We start from the raw sequence: 17,289 nt of genomic DNA, 5'->3' as shown, positions 1-17,289 counted from the left end.
CCCATGCCGGCGCAGGATGCTCCCCAGATGTTCGGCGATCCCCGCCCGCCAGTCGATCAGTGTGCCATAACAATCCAACGTGAGAAAGCGATAGCGGCTCATCGCGTAGCCCATCCGATGATCCGGAATGAATCCCTCTCCCTGGCAGGTCTCACTCTCTATAAATACCGAATCGCCCAGACGCTTCGCTGCCTTTATATCCGGGAATCCAGACGGCGGACAGGATCTGTGAGAGGGCTCCCCCGGTTCATCACCTTAAGCCCCCAGGCCGTGGGAGAGGGAATTGCCCGTTATCGGTTGACACCCTTGTCCGAGCAAAGGACAATACCCATTGTCTGGGCCAGACTGGAGGCTTCCATGCGCTCAGGATAGCACAAGGCGCCGGCTCCGGCCAGACGACGCGCGCTCGGGCTTAGGCGTGTTCGGAGACGGACTCCTATGAACGGGGAAGCAGCGATGGCTCGAGAACACGAAAACGGAGCGCTGAACCCCCAGCGGGAGCTGGACCTCCGGGGCGAGGTCTGCCCTTACACGTATGTGAAGACCCGCCTGGCTCTGGAAGAGATGGAGGTCGGTCAGGTGCTCCAGGTATTGGTCGATTACGAGCCGGCCACCCGCAATGTCCCTCGCAGTGTGACCCTGCAGGGGGACGAGGTCCTGAAGGTCGAGCCGATCGGGGAGGGAACATGGGCGATCTGGATCCGGAAGCGGAATCCCTCGATCTGACCGTGGAGAGCATCCAGCGGATCCTCACCCACGTCCAGGCCGAATGGCCGCTGGAGGCATGCGGGCTTCTGGGGGGGATCGGCCGACGGGTGCTGGCCGTCTATCCCACGCGGAACGAGTTGGCCAGCCCGATCCGCTATCGGGTCCACCCGGAGGATCTCATCCGCGTGATCCACGAGCTGGAGGAACGGGAATGGGAGCTGGTAGGGATCTATCATTCCCACCCCCATGGCCCTCCCGTCCCCTCGGCTACCGATGTGGCGGAGGCCTATTATCCGGAGGCGGTTTACGTGATCGCCGCTCCGGTCCAGGGGGAATGGCGCCTGCGGGCTTTCCGGATCATGGATGGAGCCGTGCAGGAAGTGCCCATCCGGCGGGTGGAATAACCTTGAGCTCCTCTTTCGAGGCAGGCGCACCTCCGGTGTGCCCGGCAGGAGCGACAGGCCCGGTGATTCGCCACTTCCCTCAACCCTTCAGGAGCGGGAGTTCTTCGATGCGCGACTGGGTGAGAATCCGACGGCTGGCGATCGCAGCGCTGGCGCTCTGCCTGACCGGGTGCGCTGCCATCGTTCCGCTATCCTCCCCCCCGGCCACGCCAACGCCAACTGCAATGCCCACGCCAACCCCGACCCCCACGCCCTCCACCTGGTCGATCGGGTTGCACCCTGCTCTTCCGACAGAGGTTCGTGAAGAGATCCGGCGACGGCTGAAGGGAGATCCCCGCTGGTCGCTGGTAGAGGAAGGAGGGATGGCCCAGATCGCTCCGGTTCCACCCCGCGCGCCGTTGCGCTTGGGGATGTGGATTTACGCGCTGGCGGCGCCTTTCCCTACAGTGACCGATGAGGTTCCCCTCCACGCCCTCCGCGCCCGCTGGCAGGGGCAGGATGCCCTTCCAGGCCCCATCCTGGCCACGACCGAGACCATCCAGCTCTTCTCCATCCTCTGGGGTCCACCCGACCCGGGTGTCGTGCGTCCCGTGTCGGAGGAGGAGCTAGCGGATCGCCTGTGGGCAGAGCGCGTCGGGTGGGCGCTGGTCCCCTTCCACCACCTGGAGCCCCGATGGAAGGTGATCGCCGTGGAAGGCCTCTCTCCTATGGACCGGGGACTGGACCCGGAACGGTATCCGCTGACGATATGGTTCGGCATCGAGTCGCTTCCCCCTGGATTTCCCGCAGGGGATTTCCGGGAGACGGCCGGTGGGCTGACCAACCGGGATGAAAGGCGACTGACCATCCTAGCGATGACAGGGGTCACCGCGCTGGTCCGCGGGACAGCGGCGCAGATGGAGCGTTATGGAGTCCTGTTCCCGGCTCGCGATATCGCGCCGTGGCTGCAGAGCGCCGATCTCACCCACATTAGCAATGAGGTCTCCTTCTGGGAAGGCTGTCCGCCGCCACAGCCCCGCAGCGGCGTGGTATTCTGCAGCCATCCCCGTTACGCGGAGCTGTTGAGCTACATCGGCACGGACATCGTGGAATTAACCGGGAACCATCTCAATGATTACGGGCGGGAGCCGCTTCGGGCAACGCTGGAGCTCTATCGGCGCATGGGGATGCGCTATTACGGCGGCGGGCGGAATCTGGAGGAGGCGCTGCAACCCCTCCGAGTGGAAGACCACGGGAACCGTCTGGCTTTCATCGGATGCAATCCGGTGGGGCCGGACTATGACTGGGCCACCCCGACGGAACCCGGCGCGGCGCCGTGCCTACCGGAGCTGGAGGAGATGGTTCGCCGCTTGCGGGCGGAGGGATGGCTGCCCATCGTGACCCTTCAATATTGGGAGTTTTACGACTACGCGCCCACGCTGCAGCAGGTTCAGGATTTCCGCCGCTGGCGGGATCTGGGGGCCGTGATCGTCAGCGGGAGTCAGGGACATCACGCCCAGACCTTCGAAGTGGGGCGGGGGTGGTTCATTCATTATGGGCTGGGGAACCTGTTTTTCGATCAGGTAGATCCCATCGGGGTCCGGCAGGCCTTCATCGATCGGCATGTCTTCTACGAGGGCCGCTATCTGGGGGTTGTGCTCCAGACGGCCTTTCTGGAAGATCTCGGCCGTCCGCGCCCGATGACCCGGGAGGAACGTCGGGCGCTGCTGGAGCGATTGTTCGCGCGGATGCCATCGCCATAGCGTGAGCCCCCTTTCAATGAAATGCTCTCCATCGCCACCAAGAAGATGACAAGCGTCCGAAGTCGATGGCCTGGCTCGATCGGGTTGGGGAGCTTGCAGCGGGCGTCTCACGGGCTTCCGTATAACGGAACCGTATAGCGGTGAGCGGGACACCCGGGGTGTCCCGCTCATCCGCTGTGGACCAGGAAGGGGGATTCTCAAAGGCCTGATATCAGGAGGCCGCCACCCGCACCGGGAGGCGGCGGATGGCTTTCTCAATGCGCTCCAGGGCTTTGTGGATGTTTTCCACGGAGTTGGCAAAGGAGAGGCGCAGGAAGCCCTCCCCGTATTCTCCGAAGGCCGTTCCCGAGAGCACGGCGACCCCTGCTTCCTCCAGTAGATAGGCGGCCAGTTCCCGGGAGGACATCCCGGTCCCCTCGATATTGGGGAAGGCGTAGAAGGCGCCCTTCGGCTTGAGACAGCGGAAGCCAGGGATGCGGCTCAGCCCCTCCACAATCACCTCCCGCCGCTCCCGGAAAGCCGCCACCATCCGGTCCACCTCATCCTGAGGGCCGGTCAGCGCCGCGATCCCGGCGATCTGGGTGAAGGCGGCAGTGCAGGAGTTGGAGTTGATCATCAGCCGCGTCACGGCCTCCGCCAGGGGCTCGGGCATCACCCCATATCCCAGCCGCCACCCGGTCATGGCATACGTCTTGCTGAACCCATCCAGAATAATCGTCCGCTCCCGCATCCCCGGGAAGCTGGCGATGCTGATGTGCTCCCCCTCATATAGGATGCGACTGTAGATCTCATCGGAGAGCACCACCAGATCGTGTTCCAGGCACAACTCCGCGATGGCCGCCAGGTCTTCCCGGGTGAGGACGCTCCCCGTGGGATTGGCCGGGGAGTTCAGGATGAGCATGCGAGTGCGGGGGGTGATCAGGCGGGCCAGCTCTTCCACATCGACGCGGAACTCGTTCTCCATTCGCAGCCGCAGAGGCACCGGCCGCCCCCCCACAAAACGGATCATGGACTCGTAGATTGGGAAGCCCGGATTGGGATAAATTACTTCATCACCTTCCTCCACCAGGGCGAGGATAGCGAAGAACATGATCGGCTTCCCCCCAGGGACCACCACCACGTTCTCCGGCCCGACCGAGATACCCCGGGTGCGACGGATGTAATCGGCGATGGCCTCCCGCAGAGCGGGGATCCCAGCCGCAGGAGTGTAGTGGGTATACCCCTCGTCCAACGCCCGCACGGCGGCGGCCTTGATGTGAGCGGGGGTGTCGAAATCCGGCTCCCCGATTTCCAGATGGATGATCTCCCGACCCTGGGCCTCCAGGGCCTTTGCCCGCGCCAGCACCTCAAAGGCCGTCTCCGTGCCCAATCGAGACATGCGCTGCGCCAGCCGCATAAGGGCCTCCTGTTTTCGAGGAAGCGTTCAGGGTCCGGCTTCCACCTCGATTATGACGAGGAAACATCCAGCAGACAACTCCCCAGATCGGCTTTTCTGTAAAGCGGAAGTTGTGGGCTCGGGTTGTCTTCAGAGGTTCTCCTGAGAATCAACCGCGCAACCTGTTGTGTTAAAATCTGCTTTAACGCACGGCTTGCGCCGTGGGGTTCGAAGCGGGAATGCGAAGCGGACAAAGGGCTGGCGCAGGAGCATCCGGAAATGGGTCCGATTCTAGAGGTGCACGATTTCTCCTTTCGCTATGCGGCGCGGCCCCGGCCGGCGGTGCAGGGGATCTCCTTCTCGGTCGAAGAGGGAGAGATGGTCCTGATCGCGGGGCCCAGCGGGTGCGGGAAGAGCACCCTGCTACGGGCGCTGAACGGCCTGATCCCTCGAAGCTACAAGGGAGAGCTTCAGGGTGTCATCCGGATCGGCGGGCTGGATCCTCGCCCGTGGCCACTGGCCCGGCTCTCCCAGCAGGTGGGCACTTTGCTTCAGGATCCGGAACGCCAGATCGTAGCCGCCGATGTCCTCCATGACGTCGCCTTTGGGCTGGAGAACCTGGGCTGGCCGCGAGCGAAGATCGTGGAACGGGTTGATGAGGTGCTGCATGCCCTGGGGATCGCCCATCTACGGGACCGGCCGACCTTTCAGCTCTCGGGAGGGGAAAAGCAACGCGTGGCCCTCGCCGGCGTCCTAGCCATGGCGCCCCGGATTCTCCTCCTGGACGAGCCCCTGGCCTCCCTGGATCCCCAGAGCGCCCAAGACGCGCTGGCCCTCTTCCGTCGGCTTCACCGGGAAGGCCATACGGTGCTGCTGGTGGAGCACCGGGTGGAGGATACGATGCAAGCCCACCCGAACCGGGTGCTCTACCTGGAGGAAGGACGTTTGGCCTTCGATGGGGATCCGGAGGCATTCTTCGAACGTGTGGACCCCACAGCGGTCAAAGTTCCCTTTCCGGTCTGGTTGCGCCGCTGGTCGGTGGTTCGCGAAGATCAGAAGCCCGCGGTGGAGATCCCGCCCGCCTCTCCCACCGCCCCGCCCCTGGTGGTCTTTGAGAACGTCTCTTTTGGCTACGGCGACGGACCGGATGTTGTGCATGAGATCCACGCGGAAATCCGGAAGGGGGACAGCCTGGCGATCCTGGGGCCCAACGGGGCCGGCAAAACCACTTTGCTCAAGCTGGCGATGGGATTGCTGAAGCCCCGCCGGGGCCGGGTGTGGGTGGGGAAGAAAACCACGCGCGAGCAGACGGTGGCGGAGATCGCCCGCACCATCGGGTATGTGTTCCAGAGCCCCAGCCAGATGCTCTTCGCCCCCACCGTATGGGAGGAAGTGGCCTTCGGGCCGCGCAACCTGGGTCACTCTCCTCAGCAGATCGAAACGAATGTGCGATGGGCTCTGGAGCTGGTGGGGCTGCTGGATCAGGCGCGTTCCTCACCCTGGGCGCTGAGTTTCGGCCAGCAGAAGCGGGTGACCATCGCTTCGGTTCTCAGCATGCGCAGCCGGATCCTGGTGATGGACGAGCCCACGGCGGGGCAGGACTATCGGACTTATATGCGATTGATGGACGCCATTGCGGAGATCGTCTTCGGGCCAGCGCGGGCCGCGGATGCCCTGGTGTTCATCACCCACGATCTGGACCTGGCCCTCTCCTTTGCCAATCGGATCTGGGTGATGGCCGAGGGCCGGCTCATCGCCGATGGCCCGCCGGAGAAGGTGCTGAGCGATCCGGAGGGGATGCGCCGAGGGCGGCTGGTCCCGACCTCGCTGCTAGAGGCGAACCTCCAACATCTTCCCCGAACCGGCCGCTTCATGCGGGCGGAGTGTCTGGGCGCTTGGCTCCACGGTCTGGGCTGAACACCCAGGTCGCTTCTTCGTTATAATGTCCCTAAGAACCCTTTTCTTGGGAGGAGGCCATGGTGCGCAAGGCGCTGACTTGGTTGGTTTTATTGATCGTGGTGATCCTGCTGATGGGGCTGGCCAGCCTGATGACCGGCCCTTCGGGGGCTCGGCTTCAGGGCTTCGGCTGGCTCCTCTGGGTGGCCATCGGCGCGGTCCTGGTCTACATCGTTTACTTCGCCACGGCGGATCACCCCGCATGGCAGATCGGCACCCGCGAAGTGGTATATATGGCCATCGGGGCCGCCCTCTACGGCGTGTTCTCCTACTTATTCAATGGCACCGTCTTCGTGGTTCCCTCGGTGAGCCAGGTGGCGTTGCGCCCCGCCATCGTCTTCCCCGTCTTCTTCGGTTACGTGTTCGGCCCAGCGGTGGGTTTCTTCACCGGTGCTGTAGGGAACATCCTGGGCGATTTCCTCACCGGCTGGGGGGTGTTCCCAGCATGGGACATCGGGAACGGCCTGATCGGCTTGGTCGCCGGTCTGCCCGTGATCCTGGGGCGGGAGCGGGCGCTGAACCTTCTCACCGGGATCGTGGCCGCTGTGGGCGTGGCCCTGAGCCTGTGGGCACTGACCACGGAGATCCAGAGCCCCTTCTTCGGCGGGCCGCTCAGCCCGTTGATGCGCTGGGTGCCGTTGATCGGAGCCCTCCTGGTGGTGGCCCTCCGGTTCGCCCTGGGCTCCAACATCACCTTGGCCTCGGTCATCGTCTGGGGCGCGGTGGCCAACATCGTGGGCATCGGTTTCGCGGCCATCGCCGACATCTGGATCAACGGCTACCCGCCGGCGGTGGCCCTGCTGGGGGAGTTCGTCCCTGCCGCCGGCCCCAACATCCTCCACGCGGCCATCCTCACCCCGCTGCTGGTCGGCGCCTATAACGCCCTCCAGCAGCAGCTGGGGCGGGGTGCCGGCGTGGCGTGATCCCGATCATGCGCAACGGAGCCGCCCCGTGTTGGTGACATGGCCCTACCGGCGACGAGGAAGCTTCCTGGAGGCTTTCGACCCACGGGCCCGCCTGCTCTTCGCACTCTCGCTGATGCTCTCCACGCTCTTCTTCTGGGACGTGCGGGTGCTGGCGGGCCTGTGGGGCCTGGCTCTCCTGTACTTTCGGCTGAACCGGTTGACATGGCGGGAGACCCGTCGCGCCTGGTTGTTCACCGGCTTCGTGGCGTTCGTGTTCGTCTGGATCACTTTCCTGACCGGCCGCGGGGGTTTCGAAGTCTATCAGACGGAACGGCTGCTGGTTCGTTTGACCCTTCCTTTCTCGGCCTTCGGCTGGACGCCGGCCATCCCCATCACGGTGGAGCGTATCTTCTTCGCCCTCAGCCAGATGGGTCGGATGGGGACCGTGATCACCGTGGCCATCCTCATCCCCTTCACCTTGAACCCTTCTCAATATGGGGTGGTCTTCCGGGGACTGGGCCTGCCGGACAAGATCGCTTACGCCATGGATTTGGCTTTCCGCTTCATCCCCACCTTGGGTCGGGATGCCATGCAGACCATGGACGCCCAGCGGGCCCGGGGCTATGAGCTGGAGAACATCCGAGGCAGCCCCCTGGCCCAGATCCGCCGGCTCGCCCCCCTGGTGGTGCCAGTGACCCTCCACGCGCTGATGGCGGCGGAGGACATCATCGATGCGATGGACCTGCGGGCCTTCGGCGTGGGACGCCGCACTTGGCTGACGGAGTTGCGGTTCCAGCGCCACGACTTCTTCCTGTTGGGCCTCAGCGCCGCCTTATTCTTCGGATCCATGGCCGCCGCAGCCTTAGGATTCGGCCGATTCTGGACGCCCTGAGAGCGCCTTCCCAGGCGAACCCGGGAGGCCATGGCCGAGCGAGGCTTAGCGGATGAGGTCGGCGAGCCACCCGAGCACGAGACGCGGGGTCACATGCACCTCGATCCAGGCGGCAGCAAAAAGCAGGGGGGTCGCGATCAGCAGCAGCTTCAGCCAGTCCGCCCAGGCCAGCACCAGCCGATCCCGCAAGCTCCGCGAGCCGGGCGGCGTGAGAGGCGTCAACCCCAGACGCAGGGCGCCCGCCAGCACCAGCCCCGCCGCAGGAAGCTCCAGGATCCCATGGGGCAGGAGCGCCAGCACGCCTGCGATCCCCAGACGCGGATCACTGGCGAAGAGGGTTCGCAAGAGCAGCCCGATCAGTCCCATCAGCCCCACCGGGTAAAAGGCTACCCACAGCCCCAGGGTGATCACACCGGCCAGCGTATTGATGACCAGCGCCCGCATGTTATGAAGGAAGATCCCCCACGGGGAGAACGGAAACCATGCCCCATGCTCCAGCACCTGTGGAGAGGGAGAGCCCATCGATGGGAGCTGGCGGAGGATCTCATCCGGCGAAAGCCCGAGGGAAGGGAGCGCCAGCCATGCGATCCCCCACCCTATCCCTCCCAGCGCCGCCAGGGTGATCAGCGCCCCAGCGGAGCGCTGCACCGGCTGCCGGATGTGATCCCACGGGCTGGAAGCGGGCTGAGCCGGGTCCCCTCGCCAGAACGCCTGCCAGAAGGCCCGCAAAATCCCCCCCACATCCAGCGTGTCGAACTCCGTGCTAAGCAGCTGCTCCCGGTTGAACAGGGCGATTCCCATTCGAACCAGCAGGACCGCGTAGATGAGCAGAACGCACAAGACAACCACCAGCGTTCGATAGCTTCCCCAGAAGAGCAGGGAGGATTCGAAAATCAAGAGCATGGAGACGGGGAGGATAATGAAGCTGGCCAGCAGGTTGGCGCCCCGGACGCTGTTGGATTGGGTGGAGACCACAATGGCTCCAGAAACCATCACTACCGCATGCAGAAACAGGATGCTATAGAGGGCCAGCCCTGTGGCAAGGTCAAAAACCCAGGCGCCCCGCAGGATCAAGATGAGGAGATAGAGGGTCACCCCCAGGAGCGAGGTGACGGTGGGGACAACCAGGGCGGCCAGCCCCTTTCCGATGTAGAGCTGGAGATCGCTCAGCGGAGCGGCCAGCAGCGGCTCCAGGGTCCGCCGCTCTTTCTCCCCCACAAAGGTCTCCAGGGGAAGAACCAGACAGACCGTCAACGGGAGGAAGCCGGTCGCTAAGGCCAGGAAGGGCAGCACGCGCTCGCTGAGGAGCTGGGCGCCGAACTGAGCCACATACCGAGTGGCCGCTTCCGCAGAGAACAGGGAGAGAAAAGGGAAAATCAGCAGCAGAAGCGTCAGCGGGGCCATCAGCCGCCAGTCCCTCAGGATGTCCACCACGTCCCGCCGGAAAACCCTCCACGTTCCATGGAGCCACCGCCGGAGATCCCACCCGGCGGTCTGCGCATATGAACCCGCTCCCGCGCCGGGGTGGTCGGCTCCAGCACTGGGGACGCCCGCGGGCATCCGGCGGGCGTCCGCCACCGGACGGGCCTCCTCGCCAGCCAGCGGCGCGCCGGTATCCCCAGCGCCCCCGCCGCTCAGGATCTGCAGGTAGACCGCCTCGAGGGGGCGAGGGACTTCGGCCAGGGAGATCACCGGGATCCCTCGGGCCACCACCGCAGCCAGAATCGGGGGGTTCTCTCTTTCGGGCTCCTGGACCCGATAACGGATCCAATTCGGCCCCTGGGCCACCACCGACAGACCCGGGGGAAGCGCCCTCCATGCCTCCTCCACCGGTCCTGCCAGGCGGAGCTCATAGAGCGGCGGTCCCATCAAACGCTCCCGAAGGGCCTGAGGGCTTCCCTCCACCCGGATCCGCCCCTGGTAGAGGATCGCGATCCGGTCCGCCAGGGCTTCCGCTTCGTAGAGATTATGGGTGCACAGGAGCACGGCGTGGCCGCTCTCGGCAAAGGAGCGGATCATCTCCCGGGCGATCTGGGCACTCTCCGGATCCATCGCTGAAGTGGGCTCATCCAGCAAAAGCACCGGGGGCCGATGGAGAAAAGCCCGCAAGAGGGCGAGCTTCTGCCGCATCCCCTTGGAATACGTGGCGATCCGCTGGCGCAGCGCCTCTCGAAGGCCCAGCCGATCCAGCCAGGCCTCCAGCCGCTGGTGGAAAATCGGACGCGGCACCTCGTAGAGATCGGCGAAGAAGGCCAGATACTCTTCACCGGTCATCCGCAGATAGAGGCCCGGGAGCTCCCCCAGCCATCCCACCCGGCGGCGGACCTCCCGGGGGGCTTCCATCGTATCGTAGCCGGCCACGATGGCCCGGCCGGCGGTGGGCCGCAGCAGCGCCGCGAGCATCCGGACCGTGGTGGTCTTCCCGGCCCCGTTGGGACCTAGCAGCGCGACGATCTCGCCGGGCCGCACCTCCAGGTTGACTTCCTCCACCGCGACGGTCGTCTCGAAGACCTTACGAAGCCCTTCCGCATAAATCATAGCTGACGAAGCTCCGAGGGGCTCAGCGCCCGTATCGCCCGCCACGCTCGTTGGAGCGCCGTGAGGTGAGCGAGGACAGCGAACAAGATCAGCAGCGGCCCATACCAGCCGGTGAGCAACGCGACCAGAATGAGGAGGAACCGCTCCAATCGGGTGAAAAGCCCCTCGCGGAGGGAGATCCCCAGGCCCTCTCCCCGCGCCCGGGTGTAGCTGACCATCAGGGCGCCCAGCAGGGCCACACCAGCGATCCATCCTCCCCACGCGGCGCCGGCCCGCTGCCAGGCTGCCCCCAGGCCCAGGAGAATCGCCGCATCACTGTAGCGATCGAGGGTGGAATCCAGAAACGCCCCCGACGGCGAGGCTTTGCCCGAAAGGCGAGCCAGCGCGCCATCCAGCGCATCGCACAACCCACCTAGGACCCACAACAGCGCCGCCCCTCCTCGAAGGTCCAGCCCGGTCAGCAGCCCTGCCCCCAAGCTGAACAGAAAGCCCAGCACCGTGAGGACATCGGGATGAATCCCCAGCCGATGCAGGAAACGTGCCAGGCCTGTCAGCCACGGCGCTGCGACTTCCCGCCAGCGTTCCGCGTTCATCTCACTCCTCCTGCATCCCGGGCGGAGGGGAAGGCCGATCCACGAACCGGATAACCTCCATGGGGAGGACCGCTTAATACGGCCGCGCCAGCAAACGGTAGCTATTGGGCTGGCGGGCCTGAAGGACCTGCAGCTCCTCCCGCTGTCGTCGCACTTCCTCTAAATCGATGCGGGCCACCACATAGCCCTCGATGGGCTCATCCAGCGAGGCGAAGATCTGACCCCGAGGCCCAACGATCAACGAATCGCCCACGAACTCGTAGGTCACCTCCTTGCCGACCCGGTTCGCACCCACCAGAAAGAACGTGTTCTCCAGCGCCCGCGCCCGCGTCAGGATCCGCCACTCCTCCCGCAGGGGCTGTTCCCAGGCGGCGGGGACCGCCAGGAGCTCCGCCCCGCTCAGCGCCAGAACCCGGGCGGCCTCAGGGAACAGAAGATCCCAGCCCAGCAACACCCCCAGCATCCCGAATCCGGTCTCGAAAACCGGGAACCGATAGCCGCCCCGGAACAGCAAGCGCTCTTCCCCTTTCAGGTGAACTTTGTGATAGGCGCCCAGGGTTTCCCCATCAGGGCCAATCACCACCGCGGAGTTATACAGGATGGTCTCCACCCGCTCGCGTACCGCCATCCCGAACACCACGTGGACCCCGAACTCTCTGGCCCGCTGGGCGAGGCGATGGGTGGAAGGCCCGGGAATGCGTTGGGCCCACTCCGTGAAACGAGCCCCGCACTCGTAGCCGGTGGTCACCAGCTCGGGGAAGACAATCAGATCGACCCGCTGCTCGCTGGCAACCCGGGCGATCCACTCGGCCATCCGGGCCACGTTATCCTCGACCGCGTTCAACGGCACATCCATCTGAACCGCAGCAACCGTGATCTCTCGCATCGAAGCCTCCATAAGGTTAGGAAGCCCGACCCCGGTGGATCGAGCCGGGATGGGAATCTTTTCGTTCCCACCGATCTCCTGCTATTATACTGAGGCCATGGGCCTCCTGAACATCGCAGCGCTTTGCGCGCGATGCGCCCCGCGCAGCATGCGAAGACCCGATCCGGATCCCTGTTCAGGGACAGGCTTCCCAAACTTTTTCGTAAACGGAACCAAGTGCCATCATGGCGACCCGGAAGCCGATGGTCGCCCTGGTCGGGCGACCCAACGTCGGCAAATCCTCGCTCTTCAACCGGTTGATCGGTCAGCGCTTGGCCCTGGTGGACGAACGCCCGGGGACGACGCGGGATCGCCTTCATGGAGAGGTGATCTGGAACGGCTTCGCGTTCACCTTGGTGGATACCGGGGGGCTGGAGGTGTTGCCCCCGAAGGCGGAGGCCGGCCTCCGACCCGCCCAACCCCTCGCGGAAGATTCCGCCGCCTTCATTCCCCAGATCCGGGCCCAGGCGGAGATCGCCATCGCGGAGGCCGACGTCCTGGTGCTGGTGGTCGACGTCCAGGCCGGTCTGACCGCCGCCGATGAGGCAGTGGCCGAAATCCTCCGGCGGACCCGGAAGCCGGTTCTGGTGGCGGCGAACAAGGCCGATAACGAGACGCTCCGCGGGGCCGCCGTTGAGTTCTACCGGCTGGGCCTGGGCGAAGTCTATCCCATCTCGGCCCTCCACGGCACCGGCATCGGCGAGCTCCTGGATGCCATCGTCGCCACCCTCCCGAGCCTGGCCGAGGTGGAGGAGGAAGAGGGGATCCGCATCGCCATCGTCGGCCGTCCGAACGTCGGGAAATCCTCCCTCCTGAATGCCATCCTGGGCGAGGAACGGGTGATCGTCAGCCCGATCCCGGGGACCACCCGGGATGCCATCGATACGCCGATCGAATGGGAGGGAAGGAAGATCATCCTCATCGACACCGCTGGGATCCGACGCAAGGGACAGATCCAGCCCGGCATTGAACGCTACAGCGTCCTGCGGGCCCTGCGGGCGATCCAGCGAAGCGATGTGGTCTTCCTGGTTCTGGACGCAAGGGAGGGCGTCACCCATCAGGATGCAGTGATCGGCGGGATAGCGGTGGATGAAGCGCGAAGCGTGATCCTGGTGGTCAACAAATGGGACCTGATGCTGGACGAGCAAGGGCGGCCCCGGGTGAAGCCGGACGGCTTCATCCAGCACATCCGCCAGACCCTGAAGTTCCTGGACTACGCGCCGATCCGCTTTGTGTCCGCGAAAACCGGCTACGGGGTTCCGGGATTGCTCCCCATGGCCCTCCAGGTGTATCAGGAGCGGCATATGCGCCTGAGCACCTCCGAGCTGAACCGGCTTATCCGCGAGGCGCTGGAGGAACAGCCCCCACCCTCTCGAAAAGGTCGGCCGCTGAAGATCTATTATGTCACTCAGGCTCGCACCGATCCGCCGACGATCGTCTTCTTCGTTAACGATGCGGATCTGGTTCACTTCTCGTATGAGCGCTATCTGGAGAATCGGATCCGCGCCCGGTATCCCTTCACTGGAACCCCCCTTCGTCTGGTCTTCCGGGGCCATGAACGGGAATCATAGCCAGTTCGGGGGAAGTCTGGATGCAGACCGCTCAGGATGGAATCCGAATGCTCCGAATCTTCACTCCGGGATTTCGGTTCTGGATAGGCGCCGGGCTGGCCCTCGCCCTCCTGACCGCCTGCCAGCCCGCGCCGCTGCTGCGTGCGGCCTCGGTGACGCCGGATCTGCTGACGCCGGACGCCGATGGCCATAACGATGTGGTCGTGATCCGCTATGCCTTGAGCCGCAACGCCACCGTCTCGATTTATTTCCTTGGGGCGGATGGCGCGCCCCACTATTTCCGGAAGGAACAACCCCGACCCCGGGGGGAATATGAGGTGCTGTTCAACGGTGTGGTGGAGAACCAGCTGCTCCCCGATGGCCGCTATACCTGGGTGGTGGAAGCGCGGGATGCAGCGGAAACGGCCCGCATCACCGGCACCCTCACCATCCGCGGATCAAACCCCCAGCCCCTCCAGATCACCGGGTTCAGCGTCTCGCCCCCCGAGATCACGCCCAACCGAGACGGTCTGAGCGACCGGGCCACGATCAACGTCTGCGTCAACCGGCCGGCGCAGCTCACCGTCTACCTGGAAGGCGCCGATGGCGTCCGCTATCCGGTTCCCCGCAAGGAAGTACAGCTGCGCAAGCCCGGCGAGGCCGGATGCCATGTGTTCGATTACGACGCCGGTGTCGATCGGGGCCAGGAGCCGCCGCCTGACGGGACCTACACGGTCTACGCTGTGGCCGAGGACGCCCTGGGACTCCGGGATGTGGCGACCAGGACCCTGACCATCCGCGAGGGCGGCGTGCCGCGGGCGGAGATCCTCAACGGACGAGTGGAGTTCCGTTCTGACATCTCCTCCGGAACCGGCGACTACATCCCCGTCAACCTGGGAGGCTTCCTCTATTTCACATTGACCGTGCACAACTACGGCTCAGTCCCGATCCGGACCAGCGGGCCGCCCCCTGGGACGTGTTATGATCTGGATCAGACCTTTAACGCGCCGCGGCCGGGCCGCCCCGAGGGTTGGGCGGAGGAATCCGGGGCCTGGCGGGTGGGCATTGACTTCGACACCTCTCTACGGAACTACCCCTTCCGCTGGGCGGTGGGCCGCCCGGAGGATCTGGAGGTGCGAATCATCGATGGACGGCCGTATTACTATCTGCCGGCGGGCCGGACAGCCATCGTGACCGGCTGCATCCGGATCACCTATGTGCCGCCGCGCAACCCCCTCTACTTCTGGGCTGGCCTGATCCACGAAGACGTCGAGATCGCTCCCCTGAACAACCGCGTGGATCCCCATCGAGTCCTCATCGAAGGGCCATGAGCGCCATGCCGCGCCTGGCGGCCTCCTGCCGGACGGCCAGCTGCACCATTGGGAGCGAGTTCCTGAGCGGGAGGAACGCTTCAGCGCCCCAGGCCGCTGAGACGCTGACCTCCGGTCTTCCCTGCTGTCCGAGCCCCTAAACCGCGACGCACCGTTCGTTGACAGTTTTCTTTGCTTTCAGCTATGCTTTTCCATGGAAAGGGTGGCCGGAGTGGGCGGCGATGTGCCAGATCTCGGAAGGCATCAGCCTTCCTGTCTCTCAGGAGGCGGCCCATGTCGGCCACACGGACTCGCATTCTGCAGATTTTGCGCGAGAAAGGGGAAGCCACCGCCATCGAACTCGCCGCCCGACTCGATCTCCGGACGGTGACCATCCGGCATCACCTCCGGGCACTTCGAGCAGATGGCCTGGTCCGTGAGGTTCGCCCGCTCCGGAACGGACGGGGTCGTCCGCGCATGGTCTTTACCCTGACCGAAGCCGCCAACCGCCTGTTCCCCCGAAACTACGAAGGGCTGGTCCGCCACCTGCTCCCCCTCACCGTGTCCCCGGACAAAATCCGAGAGGTCGCCTGCCGCATGAGCCAGGAAGCCCATCTCCATGGCAGGATCGGCCGGGACCGGCTCTCGGCTGCCGTCGCTTTCCTAAATGAGAAGGGCTATCTGGCCCGACTGGAGGCATCGGAGGACGGGTCAATCCGGGTGGAGATCCGGAACTGTCCTTATCTGGAGGTCGCCCGGGAGCGAGAGGAGCTCTGCGCGCTGGATGCCGCGCTAATAGAGGAGCTGTTCGGAGCGCCGGCCGAACGGTTCTCATGCATCGTCCACGGCGATCCAGCCTGCCGGTACCGCATCCGTTCCGAAGTCGCTTGAGGTCTCTCTGCGCCGGCCTTCCTGCCCACCGCAGCGGCCCAGATGGCCTGCAGAGAGATGTTTGCTGCCTCATCGCAGGGGACCCCAGCGGGTTTCCTACCGGGGACTTTGGGAAGTGGGTCGGCTCCCAGCCTCCGGAAGGTTTTTTACTCTTGTGCGGATAAGCGCATCACGATCCATAGAGCCCCAGCGTCTGTCCAATCATTTCTTCCAGCCCGAACCTCCGGAGCAACAAAGGGATCAAGATCACCCCCAGGGTGTTCAGGCGACGGCTCCCGGTGAGCCCCGGCAGCCACCCGATGCCGGCAGCGGCCGCGAGGACACAGACTCCCGGAAATCCGCCCAGAGCGCCTGTGCTCAGCAGGATGAATCCCAACGCTCCGGCGTAAGCCCACCGCCAGGATGGATGCGCTGACCACTTCCGCATCCCCCGGGCTAGAGGCCTCAGCAGCCCGAAAGCGATCGCCCCGGCAAGTCCCGTCGCCCAAACCACGGTTGCATACCGCGCAGGAGTGGCAGGCCCCACCCAGGGCGCCAGCATCGCGCTAAGCCCGCCTCGCTGGGTGGGCGCATCCGGCAGGAGGAGCAACCAGAAGCTTCCGATGATGTAAAAGGCGCGGGCGGCGCCCTGAGAGACCAGGAAGGCCCGCTCATCCCGCTGGGCGGTGGCGTGGCCGGCCAGCAGTCCACCGATCCCGGCGGTCACGCCCGGGAAGATGACCGCAAACGCCCCGCCCAGCAACCCGGCGCCCAGCCCGCGGATCCAGACTCCCAGCAACAGGGGCTTCTCCCCAGCCGCTGGCTGGGGAGGCCGGGATCCGATCAGCCCCTGCACGAGCCCGGGGATGGTGAACAGGCCCAGGAAGGCCGGGACGAGAGGCTGGTGGGCCAGGGGACCGGTGAACGGATTCCGGGAGAGGAGGAGAACGCCCAGCCATCCCGAGAGGAGAAACGTGAGCAGGCCTGCTCCGAGGCGCAGCCAGACGGCCCGCAGGCGCTGGCCGGGCGTGGGCAGGCGCTCATAGCCCCAGGGCCATTCGGAGAGCAGCATAAAGGCGGTAATGGCCAGCAGGAGCCAGCCCATATGCGGCGTCAACACCGTCCGCAACACGGCCCATCCGCGCGGCCAGAGGGGAGCGGAAAGGCACATCAGCAGCAAGGCGCCCCACGCGCCCCATCCAGACCACCAGACTGCTTCCAACCCCCAGCCTTCCCGGAGCGCCTTCTGGGCTGGCAGGAGCAACCCGGCCGCCCCTTCATCGGGAGTCTGATAGAACACGGCCGGGGCCAGGTGGAAGAAGGCATATCCCACAGCGACGCCGATCCCCAGCCCCAATCCGAGGTCTTCGGGGAAAAGCCGCCCGTTCCCCTGGAGACCAAAGGTCAGGGCGGCGACCAGGTTGTAGGGATGGAGGCCGGGGATCAGGGCGCTCAGCCCGCTGAGTCCCATGCCGATCCCAATGCCCAGGAGGGTTTCAGAGAGCGACATGCGGGATGCTC

At 65.2% G+C, this 17,289-nt stretch carries 14 protein-coding genes; 9 read left to right on the top strand and 5 right to left on the bottom strand.

Annotated elements, in window-relative coordinates:
* The first annotated feature begins 456 nt into the window (after window positions 1–456).
* The 3 genes from ACFMO3_RS06565 (at window position 457) to ACFMO3_RS06555 (ending at window position 2,854) form a co-directional block, all read left to right on the top strand.
* Window positions 457–726, top strand: coding sequence for a sulfurtransferase TusA family protein (locus ACFMO3_RS06565; RefSeq protein ID WP_376789622.1), 270 nt, complete (start codon window positions 457–459; stop codon window positions 724–726).
* On the top strand, window positions 687–1,112 hold the full coding sequence (locus ACFMO3_RS06560) for a M67 family metallopeptidase (RefSeq protein WP_376789621.1): 426 nt from the start codon (window positions 687–689) through the stop codon (window positions 1,110–1,112). The genes ACFMO3_RS06565 and ACFMO3_RS06560 overlap by 40 nt, the downstream gene beginning before the upstream one ends.
* Window positions 1,113–1,219: 107 nt before the next feature.
* Window positions 1,220–2,854: a CapA family protein gene (locus ACFMO3_RS06555; protein ID WP_376789620.1), complete on the top strand. Its 1,635-nt coding sequence runs from the start codon at window positions 1,220–1,222 to the stop codon at window positions 2,852–2,854.
* Between the two features lie 211 nt (window positions 2,855–3,065).
* On the opposite strand, the gene ACFMO3_RS06550 is transcribed toward ACFMO3_RS06555, so the two are convergent.
* Window positions 3,066–4,250: a pyridoxal phosphate-dependent aminotransferase gene (locus ACFMO3_RS06550; RefSeq protein ID WP_376789619.1), complete on the bottom strand. Its 1,185-nt coding sequence runs from the start codon at window positions 4,248–4,250 to the stop codon at window positions 3,066–3,068.
* Between the two features lie 258 nt (window positions 4,251–4,508).
* Between ACFMO3_RS06550 and ACFMO3_RS06545 the strand changes: the two genes are divergently transcribed.
* From ACFMO3_RS06545 to ACFMO3_RS06535, 3 genes are read left to right on the top strand one after another with little or no spacing between them, the layout of a single operon-like run.
* On the top strand, window positions 4,509–6,146 hold the full coding sequence (locus ACFMO3_RS06545) for an ABC transporter ATP-binding protein (protein ID WP_376789618.1): 1,638 nt from the start codon (window positions 4,509–4,511) through the stop codon (window positions 6,144–6,146).
* A gap of 59 nt (window positions 6,147–6,205) precedes the next feature.
* Window positions 6,206–7,108, top strand: a complete 903-nt coding sequence (locus ACFMO3_RS06540; RefSeq protein WP_376789617.1) for an ECF transporter S component — start codon at window positions 6,206–6,208, stop codon at window positions 7,106–7,108.
* Between the two features lie 28 nt (window positions 7,109–7,136).
* Complete coding sequence (locus ACFMO3_RS06535) at window positions 7,137–7,982, top strand: energy-coupling factor transporter transmembrane component T family protein (RefSeq protein WP_376789616.1); 846 nt, start codon at window positions 7,137–7,139, stop codon at window positions 7,980–7,982.
* A gap of 45 nt (window positions 7,983–8,027) precedes the next feature.
* Here ACFMO3_RS06535 and ACFMO3_RS06530 read toward each other — a convergent pair whose 3' ends face one another.
* The 3 genes from ACFMO3_RS06530 to ACFMO3_RS06520 form a co-directional block, all read right to left on the bottom strand.
* Complete coding sequence (locus ACFMO3_RS06530; RefSeq protein WP_376789615.1) at window positions 8,028–10,520, bottom strand: ATP-binding cassette domain-containing protein; 2,493 nt, start codon at window positions 10,518–10,520, stop codon at window positions 8,028–8,030.
* Window positions 10,517–11,113: a CDP-alcohol phosphatidyltransferase family protein gene (locus ACFMO3_RS06525; protein WP_376789614.1), complete on the bottom strand. Its 597-nt coding sequence runs from the start codon at window positions 11,111–11,113 to the stop codon at window positions 10,517–10,519. Before ACFMO3_RS06525 ends, ACFMO3_RS06530 begins: the two co-directional genes overlap by 4 nt.
* Before the next feature lie 73 nt (window positions 11,114–11,186).
* A complete protein-coding gene (locus tag ACFMO3_RS06520) occupies window positions 11,187–11,999 on the bottom strand; it encodes a carbon-nitrogen hydrolase family protein (protein WP_376789613.1) in 813 nt (270 codons plus the stop codon).
* Window positions 12,000–12,223: 224 nt separating this feature from the next.
* Here ACFMO3_RS06520 and der point away from each other — a divergent pair, with 224 nt between their 5' ends.
* The 3 genes from der (at window position 12,224) to ACFMO3_RS06505 (ending at window position 15,789) form a co-directional block, all read left to right on the top strand.
* The gene (gene der, locus ACFMO3_RS06515) at window positions 12,224–13,609 is read left to right on the top strand and encodes a ribosome biogenesis GTPase Der (protein WP_376789612.1); all 1,386 of its coding nucleotides are present in this window, start codon (window positions 12,224–12,226) and stop codon (window positions 13,607–13,609) included.
* 47 nt (window positions 13,610–13,656) lie between these two features.
* Entirely contained in the window at window positions 13,657–14,919 is a 1,263-nt protein-coding gene (locus ACFMO3_RS06510) for a hypothetical protein (RefSeq protein WP_376789611.1), read from the top strand.
* 273 nt (window positions 14,920–15,192) lie between these two features.
* Window positions 15,193–15,789 (top strand): helix-turn-helix transcriptional regulator, encoded by a 597-nt coding sequence (locus ACFMO3_RS06505; RefSeq protein ID WP_376789610.1) that lies wholly within the window; start codon window positions 15,193–15,195, stop codon window positions 15,787–15,789.
* 169 nt (window positions 15,790–15,958) lie between these two features.
* On the opposite strand, the gene ACFMO3_RS06500 is transcribed toward ACFMO3_RS06505, so the two are convergent.
* Window positions 15,959–17,278 (bottom strand): hypothetical protein, encoded by a 1,320-nt coding sequence (locus ACFMO3_RS06500; RefSeq protein ID WP_376789609.1) that lies wholly within the window; start codon window positions 17,276–17,278, stop codon window positions 15,959–15,961.
* Between the last annotated feature and the right edge of the window lie 11 nt (window positions 17,279–17,289).

Source organism: Thermoflexus sp. (assembly GCF_042408815.1).
GTDB lineage: Bacteria > Chloroflexota > Anaerolineae > Thermoflexales > Thermoflexaceae > Thermoflexus.
Note: the sequence above shows the minus strand (reverse complement) of the source record. Positions and strands in the feature narration are given on the sequence as shown.